The 13,732-nt window shown below is 71.8% G+C and carries 9 protein-coding genes and 1 pseudogene; 7 read left to right on the forward strand and 3 right to left on the reverse strand.

What is annotated here, in order from left to right; genetic code table 11:
- Nucleotides 1-22 precede the first annotated feature (22 nt).
- From ACIF9R_RS29820 to ACIF9R_RS29830, 3 genes are all read left to right on the forward strand, one after another.
- Entirely contained in the window at nt 23-598 is a 576-nt protein-coding gene (locus ACIF9R_RS29820; RefSeq protein WP_399985490.1) for an RNA polymerase sigma factor, read from the forward strand.
- Between the two features lie 23 nt (nt 599-621).
- Nucleotides 622-1,095, forward strand: coding sequence for a hypothetical protein (locus tag ACIF9R_RS29825; protein WP_399985533.1), 474 nt, complete (start codon nt 622-624; stop codon nt 1,093-1,095).
- A 392-nt stretch (nt 1,096-1,487) separates the two neighbouring features.
- Nucleotides 1,488-1,724 carry a beta-ketoacyl synthase N-terminal-like domain-containing protein gene (locus ACIF9R_RS29830; RefSeq protein ID WP_399985491.1) on the forward strand — a complete coding sequence of 79 codons (237 nt, stop codon included), beginning with the start codon at nt 1,488-1,490 and terminating at the stop codon, nt 1,722-1,724.
- A 274-nt stretch (nt 1,725-1,998) separates the two neighbouring features.
- Here the strand turns inward: ACIF9R_RS29830 and ACIF9R_RS29835 are convergent, their stop codons facing one another.
- Entirely contained in the window at nt 1,999-2,793 is a 795-nt protein-coding gene (locus ACIF9R_RS29835; RefSeq protein WP_399985492.1) for an N-formylglutamate amidohydrolase, read from the reverse strand.
- 86 nt (nt 2,794-2,879) lie between these two features.
- Between ACIF9R_RS29835 and ACIF9R_RS29840 the strand changes: the two genes are divergently transcribed.
- Nucleotides 2,880-3,221, forward strand: coding sequence for a DUF5713 family protein (locus tag ACIF9R_RS29840; protein WP_399985493.1), 342 nt, complete (start codon nt 2,880-2,882; stop codon nt 3,219-3,221).
- Between the two features lie 77 nt (nt 3,222-3,298).
- Here ACIF9R_RS29840 and ACIF9R_RS29845 read toward each other — a convergent pair whose 3' ends face one another.
- Complete coding sequence (locus ACIF9R_RS29845; RefSeq protein ID WP_399985494.1) at nt 3,299-5,518, reverse strand: NADP-dependent isocitrate dehydrogenase; 2,220 nt, start codon at nt 5,516-5,518, stop codon at nt 3,299-3,301.
- A gap of 338 nt (nt 5,519-5,856) precedes the next feature.
- Between ACIF9R_RS29845 and ACIF9R_RS29850 the strand changes: the two genes are divergently transcribed.
- Both ACIF9R_RS29850 and ACIF9R_RS29855 read left to right on the forward strand, forming a co-directional pair.
- Nucleotides 5,857-6,060, forward strand: coding sequence for a hypothetical protein (locus tag ACIF9R_RS29850; protein ID WP_399985495.1), 204 nt, complete (start codon nt 5,857-5,859; stop codon nt 6,058-6,060).
- A 1,917-nt stretch (nt 6,061-7,977) separates the two neighbouring features.
- Nucleotides 7,978-9,687, forward strand: a pseudogene (locus tag ACIF9R_RS29855) (SpoIIE family protein phosphatase); the annotation flags it as partial.
- Between the two features lie 158 nt (nt 9,688-9,845).
- On the opposite strand, the gene ACIF9R_RS29860 reads toward ACIF9R_RS29855, so the two are convergent.
- A complete protein-coding gene (locus ACIF9R_RS29860) occupies nt 9,846-10,943 on the reverse strand; it encodes a mechanosensitive ion channel family protein (protein WP_399985496.1) in 1,098 nt (365 codons plus the stop codon).
- Nucleotides 10,944-11,401: 458 nt separating this feature from the next.
- Between ACIF9R_RS29860 and ACIF9R_RS29865 the strand changes: the two genes are divergently transcribed.
- A complete protein-coding gene (locus ACIF9R_RS29865; RefSeq protein ID WP_399985534.1) occupies nt 11,402-13,351 on the forward strand; it encodes an ABC transporter ATP-binding protein in 1,950 nt (649 codons plus the stop codon).
- Nucleotides 13,352-13,732 lie beyond the last annotated feature (381 nt).

The raw sequence follows: 13,732 nt of genomic DNA on the forward strand, positions 1-13,732 counted from the left end.
GCCGTACACGAGGGGTGGGACCGTGGAGCGTAGTGAAGTCGGCGCGTTGGTCCGGTCCGCGACCGACGGGGACGCGGCGGCCTGGAAGGCGATCGTGGAAGGGCTGGGCCCCCTGGTGTGGTCCGTGGTGCGCGCACACCGGCTCTCCGACGCCGACGCGCACGAGGTCTGCCAGACCGTGTGGTTCCGCTTCGCCCAGCATCTGGGGCGGCTCCGGGAGCCCGAGAAGGCGGGCTCCTGGCTGGCCAGTACCGCACGGCACGAGTGCCTGAAGGTGCACAGGAACGCGCGCCGGCTGATGCTGACGGACGATCCGCAGCTGCTGGACCGGGCCAGCGAGGACGGTGTGCCGGAACAGTCGCTGCTGGAGGCGGAGGAGACGGCCGCGCAGAGCGAGCGGGTACGGCGCATGTGGCAGGAGTTCGAGGAACTCGGCGAGCGGTGCAGGCAGTTGCTGCGCGTGCTGATCGCCTCGCCACCGCCCAGTTATCAGGAGGTGTCCGCCGCGCTCGGCATCGCGGTGGGCAGCATCGGGCCGCTGCGCCAGCGCTGTCTGCGCCGGCTGCGGGCCCGGCTCGAGGCACGGGGGGCGGCGTGAGCGACATGACCGGGACGGGTGACATGGGCGACGACGCGGAATACGGCACGGCCCCTGACGGGGACGTGGAGAGCGGGCTGCTGGAGGAGGAACTCCGGCAGGCGGCAGCCGTCCTGGACCCGGTGCCTCCCGCCCTGCTGCAGATCGCCGTCGACGCCTACGCGCTGCACGACCTCGACGCGCGGGTGGCCGAGCTGACCTTCGACTCGCTGGTCGACGCCATCCCGGTCAGGGGGGCGGCGGACCCGCCGCGCATGCTGACGTTCAGCGCGGGCGAGGTGACACTGGACGTCGAGGTGAGCGCGCAGGGCCTGATGGGTCAGGTGCTGCCGCCCCAGCCGGCCCGCATCGAGGTCCTGGCCGGCCCGCGGGCGACCGCGGTACTCACCGCCGACGACCTGGGCCGCTTCACCGCGGAGACCTCCCCCTCGGGCCCCTTGGCCCTCCGCCTGCGCACCGGCGACGAGGTGGTCACCACGGAGTGGCTCCGCGCGTGACCCCTCCGGGGACGGGGGAGGGGCACCGGCCGCCACCGGCTCCGCCCTCGTGCCCGGGCCGTCCCGGAACCCGTCCGCCACGCGCCCGGCCGCCGCCGGCTCCGCCCTCGTGCCTTGCCCGTCCCGGAACCCGTCCGCCACGCGCCCGGCCGCCGCCGGCTCCGCCCTCGTGCCTTGCCCGTCCCGGAACCCGTCCGCAGCGCCCTCGGCCGCCGCCGGCTCCGCCCTCGTGCCCTGCCCGTCCCGGAGCCGCCCGCCACGCGCCCGGCCGCCCGCCACGCGCCCGGCCGCCCCCGTGCGGGGCGCCGGGGGCGGGCGGGCGTTGTGTCCCGGCCACCCCGGTCTTCGACCACCCGACCCCGACCGCGCTCACCGACCACCTGATCGAGCAGGTGACGGACACCGAGCAGGCGGCGGCGCTCCCCGCCTCTGCGGCCCCGGGCGAACCGATCGCGATCGTGGCGATGAGCCGCCGTCTCCCCGGCGGCGTCACGGACACCGAAAGCCTGTGGCGGCTACTGTCCGGCGGGGCCGACGCCGTCACGGCCGGCCGGCCCCGGGTCGGTTTCCTCGTCGGCGGTCGGGCGTTCGATGATCCCGATGCCCCGAGTCGCGATCTCCCCGGGTGATCGCGGCCGGGTCGAGCCGCGCGGCCCGCTGCCGTGCCCCGTCCAGCGGGCCGACGACCCGACCGGGGTCCGGACAGCGAGCCGGTCACCGCCCGCGAGAGGAACCCGGGCCGTGGCGGGCGGGGTCGCAAGCTCGTGCGGACGCCTGGACCGGTCGGTGGACGGGTGCGTGCCGAAGTGGCCACCGGTCCGGCCGCTTGAGCACGGTGTCCTGCCGGGTGCCGTCGGCCCGTGCGGACCGCGGTGGCCGCGCGTACCGGCCGCGACCGCGGTGTCAGCCGGACACCGCGTCGACCAAGGCGGCGAGTGCCGTGGCGAGGTGGGGGAGGCCCCGGCCCGCCGGGCCGCCCGGTTCCGCCATGTAGGTGTCCCGGCGGATCTCCACCATCAGCGCGGACACCTCCGGCCGCTTCCCGTAGAACTCCAGCGGTACGTACGTCCCGGCGAACGGGCTGTCCAGCCCCGTCCGTCCGCACGGCGCGAACGCCTCCCGGGCCGCGTCCAGGAGTCCGGGCGGTGTGTGGAAGGAATCGGTGCCGAGGCACACCTCGGGGCGCGGACCCTCACCGTGCAGTTCGTAGGGCAGCGGCGCGCTCGGATACGAGTGCACGTCGATGATCACGGCCCGCCCGGTCGCCGCGAGCCGGCCCGCGACCGCCTCCGTCATCGCCCGCGCGTACGGCTGGAAGTACCGCTCGATCAGCGGACCGGCGTCGAACCCGTCGGGCCGCAGCACGTCCTTGTGGGTGGTCCGGGTGTAGACCGCCCCCATGCCGGCCGCCAGCATCTCCTCCCGCTCGTCCGGAAACCGCTCCGGATCGACGACCAGCCGGGACATCCGGTTCACGAACCGCCACGGCACGACACCGGCGGCCTCGGCGGCCGCCTCGGCGATCGACGCGGTGTGCGCGTCCGTGATGTGGTCCAGTTCCCGCTCCAGTGCGGCGTCGTCCAGCTCGATCCCGGACCGCACGTCGGCCGGTATCTCCCGCGCGGAGTGCGGCACATGGAGGATCACGGGGGAGTCCGGGGCGCCGGCGAGGAACTCGAAGGACGGCGGGACGGTCATACGGCTGCTCCGAAGGTGTTGTCAGTGGTGTGCGGAAGGATCAAGGTGCCACATGCCACTGACAACGCCGACGACCGAGGCCCCTCATGCCGATCAGCAACGAGCACGTCGCAGCCCGTCCGTTCCTGCGCGCCCTGTACCGGGACGACTACTACCCCGACCACGTCGTGGACCGGGGCCGGGCCGTCCTGCTCGCCCTGTGCGAACGCATCGAGGCGGACCCGCCCGCGGACCTTGCAGCCCTCTACGCCCTCACCCGCGCCGCCACCGAGGAGTTCAACGGCCTCGAGGCCGCGTTCGAGGCGGCCGGCAGCGAGATCGAGACGGTGGCCCGGGAGGAGATCGCCGAGGAGTTCCGGTTCGTCGCCCGCGCCTATGGCTTCGCGGACGCCGATGCCGAGGAGCTGATCGCCCCACGTGAGTGGTGAGCCGCCCGGTCGGCGGATACGGCTCCGCCCCGGCCGGGCGCATCGCCGGCCGGGGCGGAGGACAAGGGCTGCTCGCGTCAGCTCAGGGACGCCAGCGCCTCGTTCCACGTGGTGGACGGGCGCATCACCGCGGCGGCCTTGGCCGGGTCGGGCTGGTAGTAGCCGCCGATGTCGGCCGGCTTGCCCTGCACGGCGTTCAGCTCCTCGACGATCTTCGCCTCATGGGCGGCGAGCGTCTCGGCGAGCGGGGCGAAGGCCTTCGCCAGGTCCGCGTCGTCGGTCTGCGCGGCCAGCTCCTGCGCCCAGTACAGGGACAGGTAGAAGTGGCTGCCGCGGTTGTCGATGCCGCCGACGCGACGGGTCGGGGACTTGTCCTCGTTGAGGAAGGTCGCCGTGGCCCGGTCCAGCGTCTCGGCGAGGACCTTGGCGCGGCTGTTGCCCGTGGTCGTGGCGTACTGCTCCAGCGACGGCACCAGCGCGAAGAACTCACCGAGCGAGTCCCAGCGCAGGTAGTTCTCCTTCACCAGCTGCTGCACGTGCTTCGGCGCGGAGCCGCCGGCACCCGTCTCGAACAGGCCGCCGCCCGCCATCAGCGGGACCACCGACAGCATCTTGGCGCTGGTGCCCAGTTCCAGGATGGGGAACAGGTCGGTGAGGTAGTCGCGCAGCACGTTGCCGGTCACCGAGATGGTGTCCTCGCCGCGGCGGATGCGCTCCACCGACAGCTTGGTCGCCTCGACCGGGCTCAGGATGCGGATGTCCAGGCCCTCGGTGTCGTGCTCCAGCAGGTACTGCTTCACCTTGGCGATCAGGTTGGCGTCGTGCGCGCGGTCCTCGTCCAGCCAGAACACCGCCGGGTCACCGGTGGCGCGGGCGCGGGTGACGGCCAGCTTCACCCAGTCGCGGATCGGGGCGTCCTTGGCCTGGCAGGCGCGGAAGATGTCACCGGCGGCGACGGCCTGCTCGAGGACGGCGTCGCCGTTGCCGTCGACCAGCCGGACGGTACCCGTGGTGGGGATCTCGAAGGTCTTGTCGTGGCTGCCGTACTCCTCGGCCTTCTGCGCCATCAGACCGACGTTCGAGACCGAGCCCATGGTGGACGGGTCGTAGGCGCCGTTGGCGCGGCAGTCGTCGATCATGGCCTGGTAGACGCCGGAGTAGCTGGAGTCCGGCAGGACGGCCAGGGTGTCGGCCTCCTGACCGTCCGGGCCCCACATGTGGCCCGAGGTACGGATCATGGCCGGCATGGAGGCGTCGACGATGACGTCCGAGGGGACGTGCAGGTTGGTGATGCCCTTGTCGGAGTCGACCATCGCCAGCTCCGGGCCCTCGGCGAGCTCGGCGTCGAAGGACGCCTTGATCTCGGCGCCCTCGGGCAGGGCCTCCAGGCCCTTGTAGATGCCGCCCAGACCGTCGTTCGGGGTGAGGCCGGCCGCGGCGAGCTTGTCACCGTACTGGGCGAAGGTCTTCGGGAAGAAGGCGCGCACCACGTGGCCGAAGACGATCGGGTCGGAGACCTTCATCATCGTGGCCTTCAGGTGCACCGAGAACAGCACACCTTCCTGCTTGGCGCGGGCGATCTGCGCGGTCAGGAACTCGCGCAGCGCGCCGACGCGCATCACGGAGGCGTCGACGACCTCGCCCGCGAGGACCGGTACGGACTCGCGGAGCACGGTGGTGGTGCCGTCGTCGCCCTTGAGCTCGATGCGCAGCGCGCCGTCCTCGGTGATGACGACCGACTTCTCGGTGGAGCGGAAGTCGTCCGCGTCCATCGTGGCGACATTGGTCCTGGAGTCGGCGGACCAGGCGCCCATGCGGTGCGGGTGGTTCTTCGCGTAGTTCTTCACCGAGGCGGGGGCGCGGCGGTCGGAGTTGCCCTCACGCAGGACCGGGTTCACGGCCGAACCCTTGATCTTGTCGTAGCGGGCGCGGACCTCGCGCTCCTCGTCGGTCTTCGGGTCGTCCGGGTAGTCCGGCAGCGCGTAGCCCTGGCCCTTGAGTTCGGCGATCGCGGCCTTGAGCTGCGGGATCGACGCCGAGACGTTCGGCAGCTTGACGATGTTGGCCGCGGGCGTCTTCGCCAGCTCGCCGAGCTCGGCGAGGGCGTCCGGGATGCGCTGGTCCTCGGTCAGGTACTCCGGGAACACGGCGATGATGCGCCCGGCGAGCGAGATGTCACGCGTCTCCACGGTGACACCCGCCTGCGAGGCGTACGCCTGGACCACCGGCAGGAAGGAATACGTCGCCAGGGCCGGGGCCTCGTCAGTGTGCGTATAGATGATGGTCGAGTCAGTCACCGGGTGCTCCGCTCCACGTCTGCAACATTGCTCGACATCAAGATATCTTGTGACGGCCCGCGGCTCGACAGGGGGCACGGGCCGCATGTCCTCGGGCGCCCGGCCCGTCGGGCCCTCAGCGACACCACCCGACTGGGCTCGGCCCAGGACGGCGGCTCGCCCTCGCCGTCCCCAGCGAGGGCTGGGAGTGCCGGTTCAGCGAGGTAGCGGGGGTCCCGGTGCCGTGTTGAACTGAGCGGAGTGCGCGTCACCGCGGCGTGGGTCGAGGCTGCAGTGTGACATGACCAGCATGTAGGCGTACGTCACGGCGTGTGACATCGAGGATGGGGAGGCGGCTCATGACGGAGTCGCGGGACGAGCAGGTCGGCCTGCGCCTGAGGGTCGTGGCGGTGCTGGGGTTCGTGCTGATCATTCCGCCGTTCCTGGCGCGGTTCGACCGCGTGGGCCAGGTGTTCGGCGTCCCCGTTCTCGCGGCCTACCTGTTCCTCGTGTGGGCGATCACGATCGGTCTGGTCGCCGTGATCGGCGGCAGATCGAGGTAGGCAGTGCTCCAGACCTGGTTCATCGTCGCCGTCTCGGCCGCGTACCTCGGCCTGCTCTTCGCCGTGGCCTTCTACGGTGACCGGCGGGCGGATTCCGGCCGGAGCATCATCAACAACGGCACGGTCTACGCGCTGTCCTTCGGCGTGTACGCCACCTCGTGGACGTACTACGGCAGCGTGGGATGGGCCGCCAGGGAAGGAGTCGGCTTCCTGCCGATCTACCTGGGGCCGACGATCATGCTCGCGCTGGGCTGGCTGGTGCTGCGCAGAATCATCCGGATCAGCCGCCGGCACCGGGTCACCTCGCTGGCCGACTTCGTATCCGCCCGCTACGGCAAGAGCACCGCACTGGGTGCTCTGGTGACGATCATCGCGGTGGTGGGGGTCATTCCCTACATCTCACTGCAGCTCAAAGCGGTCTCCATCACCTTCGCGACCCTGCGGCGCCACCCCGAGAGCACCTCCGCCGCGGAACTGAGCCACATCCCGATGCTGGAGGACACCGGGCTGTACGCGGCGCTGGTGCTCGCCGCGTTCACCATCCTCTTCGGCACCCGTCATCTGGACGCCACCGAACGCCACGAGGGCATGGTCGCCGCCATCGCGTTCGAGTCCGTGGTCAAGCTCGTGGCGTTCCTCTCCGTCGGGATCTTCGTGGTCTTCTGGATGTTCCGGGGGTTCGGCGACCTGTTCTCCCGGGCCGCGGACGCCGGCCACACCACGCTGTTCACGCTGCAGGGGCAGACCGGCTACGGCTCCTGGGTCTGGCACATGGTGCTGTCCATGCTGGCGATCGTGCTGCTGCCCCGCCAGTGGCAGATCGGCGTGGTCGAGAACGTCGACGAGAGGCACCTCAAACGGGCGCTGTGGCTGTTCCCGCTGTACCTGCTCGTGATCAGTGTCTTCGTCCTTCCGATCGCGGCCGGCGGGCTTCTGCGGTTCGGGACGGGAGCCGACGCCGACACCTATGTGGTGACCCTGCCGATGGCCGGAGGCCAGGAGGCACTCGCGTTGTTCGTCTTCATCGGTGGCCTCAGCGCGGCCACCAGCATGATCATCGTCGAGACGATCGCGCTCAGCACCATGGTGTCGAACTCACTCGTGATGCCGCTGCTGCTGCGCAGCAAGTCCAGGCTGGCGCGCCGGGACAACCTCGCCGGGCTGGTGCTGGGCATTCGCCGGGCCGCCATCGTGCTGATCCTGCTGCTCGGGTACGCGTACTTCCGGGTCGCGGGCGGGGAGACGGCACTGGTGTCGATCGGTCTGGTGTCGTTCGCGGCCGTGGCACAGTTCGCGCCCGCCATCCTGGGCGGCCTGTTCTGGAAGGGCGGAACCCGCCGGGGCGTGCTGGTCGGCCTGGTGGCGGGGTTCGTCGTGTGGGCGTACACCCTGGTGCTGCCGACCTTCGCCGATGCCGAGCTGCTGTCCGCTTCGTTCTTGCAGGAGGGCCCGCTCGGCATCGGGCTGCTTCGGCCGCAACGGCTGTTCGGCATGCCGGCGATGGACCCGATCAGTCATGCGATGTTCTGGAGTGCGCTGGTGAACGTCGGCGGGTATGTCGTCGTCTCGCTCGCGGACCGACCGGGCGCTGCGGAGCGGGCGCAGGCGGTGCAGTTCGCCGGGGTCCGGGAGGAACCCTTCAGGGAGCGACGCCGGCAGGCCCGTGCCACGGTCGGCGAGCTGCAGACCCTGCTGGAGCGCTTCCTGGGCCGGGAGGGCGCCCGACGCGTGCTGCGCTCCTCTCCCGGAAAGAGACCCGACTCACCGGCGGCCGAAGCGCCGCCGGAGCTGGTCCATCACGTGGAGGCCCAGCTCGCCGGTTCGGTGGGCGCCGCGTCCGCGCGGCTCGCGGTCGCCGCGGTCGCCGGAGAGGAGGAGGTCGGCACCGAAGAAGTGATGCGGATGATCGGCGAGGCGTCGCAGAGGGTCGAGCTGGTCCGGTGGCGACTGAAGTTGCTCTACGACGCGACCGGCGGCATCGGCACCACGCTGGACGTGACCCGTACGGCCGAAGAGCTGGCGCAGGTCGCGGTTCCGCGCTTCGCCGACTACGTCACCGTCGACCTGGCCGAGTCCGTGCTGCGCGAGGAGGAACTGGGGGCGGCGGACGGCACCAGCACCGGCATCAGACGGATGCAGCGTGCGGCCATCAGCGGCATCCGCGACGATGCTCCCCTGTTCGCCGTCGGCGACCGGCTGACGTTCTCGCCGTCCTCCCCACAGGCCCGCGCCGTCGAGAGCGGCGTGGCGGTCCTGGTGCCTCATCTGCGGGAGTCCACGCAGTGGCGGGAAGTGGAGCTGGACCCCGCGCGGGGCTCCCGTGTCGTCGACTACGGGATCCACTCGCTCATCACGGCGCCGCTGTTCGCCCGCGGCGTGCTGCTCGGCATGGTCCACTTCTGGCGTTCCGAGAAGCCCGAGCCCTTCGATCAGGACGATCTCTCCCTCGCGGCCGAACTGGCCACCCGAGCCTCCGTCTCCGTCGACAACGCGCGCCGCTACACCCGCGAGCACGGCTTGGCCGTGGCGCTGCAGCGCAGACTGCTGCCCCGCGGGCTGCCCGAGCAGAACGCCGTCGAGGTCGCTTCCCGTTACCTCCCCGCCCAGGCGGTCGGCGGTGACTGGTTCGACGTCATCCCGCTGCCGGGCGCCAGGGTGGCGCTGGTCATGGGCGACATCGTCGGGCACGGACTGCATGCCGCGGCCACCATGGGGCAGCTGCGTACCGCCGTGCACAACTTCTCCACGCCCCTGGACCTGCCGCCGGAGGAACTCCTCAGTCATCTCGACGAGTTGGTCACCCTGATCGACCAGGAGGCGATCACGGCCGGCGACGCGACCACCGTCACCGGCGCCACCTGCCTGTACGCGGTCTACGACTCCGTGTCCGGCACCTGTGTCATCGCCAGCGCCGGTCACCCGCCGCCCGCGCTCGTCCATCCCGACGGGAGGGTGGAGTTCCTGGACGTGCCGCCCTGCCTTCCCCTGGGCATCGGCGGGCTGCCCTTCGAGGCCACCGAATTGAGTCTGGCCGAGGGCAGCAGGCTCGTCCTGTTCACGGACGGCCTCGTCGAGCGCCGGGCCCTGGACATCGACGTCGGTCTCCGGCTGCTCCGCGAGACGCTGGCGCGCGCGGACCCGTCGCCCGAGGGGACCTGCGACGCCGTGCTCGACGCCCTGCTCCCCGAGTCCCGGAGCGACGACATCGCCCTGCTCGTCGCCCGTACGCGGGTGCTGGGGCCGGAGCAGGTCGCCGAGTGGGACGTGGAGCGCGACCCCGCCGCCGTCAGCCGGGTACGCGCTGCCGTCTCCGCCCGGCTCATGGAGTGGGAGCTGGAGGATCTCGTCTACACCACGGAGCTGATCTGCAGCGAACTGATCACCAACGCCGTGCGCCACGCCACAGGGCCGATCAAGGCGCGGCTGATCCGCGACCGTGCGCTCGTCCTCGAGGTCTCCGACCACAGCAGCACCTCGCCGCATCTGCGCTATGCGGCCGGCATGGACGAGGGTGGACGGGGCCTCTTCCTGGTGGCCCAGTTCGCCGAGCGCTGGGGCACGCGCTACACCAAGGAGGGCAAGGTCATCTGGGCGGAGCAGACACCACCGGGGACGCTCGGCGGCTGACCGGCCCCGCCCGGACCCGGCCGCCCGCGGGGCGTGCGAGAGCCCCTCGGGACGCTCACGGAAACGGGCCGGTGACGAGCCGGGCGTCGGGGCGGGCCGCCGGGACGGGCATCGGGCGCGTCGTCGAGGCGGACCGCTCAGGGGCACGCGCCCGGCCCTCAGATCGGCCGGGTCGTGATCATGTCGTCCGGTGCGGACTCCGCGTCGCGCTGCTGGGGGAACATCACCGCACCCTGCTGGAGCGCCACGGTACGCGCGGGGGAGGGGATGCGGATGCCCTCCTCGCGGTAGCGGCGGTGCAGGCGCTTGATGAACTCGTGCTTGATCCGGTACTGGTCGCTGAACTCGCCCACGCCCAGGATCACGGTGAACCCGATACGGGAATCCCCGAAGGTGTGGAAGCGCACGGCCGGGTCGTGCTCCGGCACGGCACCGGTGATCCCGGTCATCACCTCGGCGACGACCTCCATCGTCACTCGTTCCACCTGCTCCAGATCACTGTCGTACGACACCCCGGCCTGCACCAGGATCGTCAGCTGCTGCTCGGGCCGCATGTAGTTGGTCATGTTCGTCTTGGCGAGCTGGCCGTTCGGGATGACCACGAGGTTGTTGGACAGCGCGCGGACGGTCGTCTGGCGCCAGTTGATGTCCTCGACATAACCCTCCTCCCCGCTGCTCAGCCGGATGTAGTCACCCGGCTGCACCGTCTTGGAGGCGAGGATGTGGATGCCCGCGAACAGGTTGGCGAGCGTGTCCTGAAGCGCCAGCGCCACCGCCAGACCGCCGACGCCGAGGGCGGTGAGCAGCGGGGCGATGGAGATGCCCAGCGTTTGCAGGCCCACCAGGAAACCGATCGCCAGGACCAGGATCCTGGTGATGTTCATGAAGATGGTCGCCGACCCGGCGACACCGGAGCGGGCCTGGGTGACCGAGGCCACCAGCCCCGCCATCACCCGGGCGGCCGACACCGTCGCCGCGAAGATCACCAGCAGGGTCAGCGCCTGGTTGACGTTGTGCTGCACCGTCCGGGTGAGCGGCAGTGCCGCCGCCGCGGAGGCCATGCCGCCCGCGACCGCCGCCCACGGCGCGATCATGCGCAGCGCGTCCACGAGGACGTCGTCCCCGCGCCAGCCGGTCCGCTCCGCCAGCCGGCCCAGCCGGCGCAGCAGCACGCGGAGCAGGAACGCCGCCAGCAGACCGGCGGCGAGGGCGATACCGGCGTACACCAGATCGTTCATGGTGAGCGAACGGGTCACCGCACACCTCCGGCGCATACACGGTCCGACGGGGATATGTGAGGTCGTGTCACGTGGTCACCTGCTCGAGTTCAACGGGATGTACCGGGATGTACCGGGTTGTACGGCGCGCCGGCCGTCCTGACCTGCGGTCGGCCCGATCGCTCATCCTGCCGTATCCGAGGGGCAGTTCGTACCACGGCGGGGCTCACCGGCCCGCGAACGAGCCATACGGTCCCGCTGCGGCGGCGAGCCGGGCGGCATCCTCCACACGGTCCGTCAGCACCACGACCGGCCGGCCGGCACCGACCGGTGCCGCACCGCGACCACCGTCACGAGCAGCGGCAGCACACACAGGAGGTGACGGGCCGTCCGTGACTCACCGGCCGCGCCCTGCCTCCCGCGCGCCGACGGCGGGTCGCGACCGCCACGTCCTTGACCTCAATCATGGTCGAGGTCCTACCTTCGCACTCATGAGTATGGAGACCACCGCGTGGACACAGTTGCGCAGCGTCATGTCCGCCCAGGACGAGCACCGTCCCGTGACGCGGGAGACACTGCGCCGCATCGCCGCCTTCGCCCGCCCGCACCGCCGCCGGATCATCCTGTTCGTGCTGCTCGGCACGGCGACCGCGGCGCTCGCCGTCGCCACCCCCGTGCTCGCAGGGCGGGTCGTGAACGCGATCGTGTCCGGCGGCGACGAGGCCACGGTCGTCCGGCTGGCCCTGCTCATCGCGCTGATCGCGATTGTGGAGGCCACCCTCGGCGTATTCGGCCGGAGACTGTCGGCGGCGCTCGGTGAGGAACTCATCCTCGACCTGCGGACGGCGGTGTTCGACCATGTCCAGGGTATGCCCGTCGCGTTCTTCACCCGCACGCGTACGGGAGCGCTGGTCTCCCGTCTCAACAACGACGTCATCGGCGCCCAACGGGCCTTCAGCAACACCCTGTCGACGGTGGTCGGCAATGTGGTCACCCTGGTGCTCGCCCTTGCCGTGATGCTCACCCTGTCCTGGCAGATCACCCTGCTGGCGCTGGCGCTGCTGCCGGTGTTCGTGATCCCGGCCCGGCGCATGGGCCGCCGCATGGCCGGAATGCAGCGTGAGGCCGCCGCCCTGAACGCCGCCATGGGCACCCGTATGACCGAGCGGTTCTCCGCGCCCGGCGCCACGCTGGTGAAACTGTTCGGCCGTCCCGAGGAGGAGTCCGAGGAGTTCGCCGTCCGTGCCCGCCGGGTCCGCGACATCGGCGTCCGTACGGCGACGGCGCAGACGGTGTTCATCACCGCGCTGACCCTTGTCTCGGCCCTCGCCCTGGCCCTGGTCTACGGACTCGGCGGCCGCCTCGCCCTCAGCGGTGTGCTGGAGCCCGGCGCGGTGGTGGCGCTGGCGCTGCTGCTGACCCGGCTGTACGCACCGCTCACCTCACTGGCCGGGGCACGGGTGGAGGTGATGAGCGCGCTGGTCAGCTTCGAGCGGGTCTTCGAGATCCTGGACCTCGAGCCGCTCATCCGCGACGCGCCCGACGCGCGCGAGGTGCCCGAGGGCCCGGTCTCCGTGGAGTTCGACGACGTCCGCTTCGGCTATCCCTCCGCCGACAAGGTCTCCCTGGCCTCCCTGGAGGAGGTCGCCGCCCTCGACCCGCGCGGCGGCGAGGAGGTCCTGCACGGCATCTCCTTCCGCGCCGAACCCGGGCAGACCGTCGCCCTCGTCGGCTCCTCCGGCGCGGGCAAGTCGACCGTCGCCGGGCTGCTGCCGCGGCTGTACGACGTCGACTCGGGCGCCGTACGCGTGGGCGGCGTCGACGTCCGCGACCTCACCGCCGCCTCGCTGCGCGCCACCCTCGGCATGGTCACCCAGGACGGCCATCTCTTCCACGACACGGTCCGCGCCAACCTGCTGCTGGCCCGGCCGGACGCGAGTGAATCCGACCTGTGGGACGCCCTGCGCCGCTCCCGCCTGGACGCCCTCGTACGGGCCCTGCCCGACGGTCTGGACACGGTGGTCGGCGAACGCGGCTACCGGCTGTCCGGCGGGGAGCGCCAGCGCATGACCATCGCGCGGCTGCTGCTGGCCCGCCAGCGTGTCGTCATCCTGGACGAGGCCACCGCCCATCTGGACAACACCTCCGAGGCCGCCGTCCAGGAGGCCCTCACCGAGGCGCTGGAGGGCAGGACGGCGGTGGTGATCGCCCACCGCCTGTCCACCGTGCGGGCGGCCGACCTGATCCTGGTGGTCGAGGCCGGCCGGATCGTGGAACGCGGCACGCACGAGACGCTGCTGGCCGCGGGTGGCCGCTACGCGGAGCTGTACCGCACCCAGTTCGCCTCCCGGCGACGGGAACAGGACGAGCAGGACGGCCACAGCACCCCGACGGCGGCGCACGCCCCACGTCCAGGGGACGCCGCAGCACTCGCGCCTCGCGGGTGACGGGTTCCGTGGGGCGGCGGTGCGGGGGCCGTGTTGCCGGGGCGGGGGTGGGGTGTGCGTGTGGGTGGCGGCGCGGAGCCCGTGTGCCGGGGGTGGCGTGGCACTCGCGCGTCGCGGGGGACCGGTTTTCGCGGGGCGGCGGCGTGGCGCCTGTGTGCCGGTGGGTCGTGGGCGGCCGGTCGCGCCGGTGCTGATGCAGGTCCCGTGCGTCGGCGGTGAGGGCCACGTGTGCCGGGGCGGGGGTGGCGCTTGCATGTGGGTGGCGGCGCGGAGCCCGTGTGCCGGGGGTGGCGTGGCACTCGCGCGTCGCGGGGGACCGGTTTTCGCGGGGCGGCGGCGTGGCGCCTGTATCCCGAAGGTTCGTAGGGCGGTCGCGCTGGC

Source organism: Streptomyces sp. NPDC086080, from assembly GCF_044540255.1.
Taxonomy (GTDB): domain Bacteria; phylum Actinomycetota; class Actinomycetes; order Streptomycetales; family Streptomycetaceae; genus Streptomyces.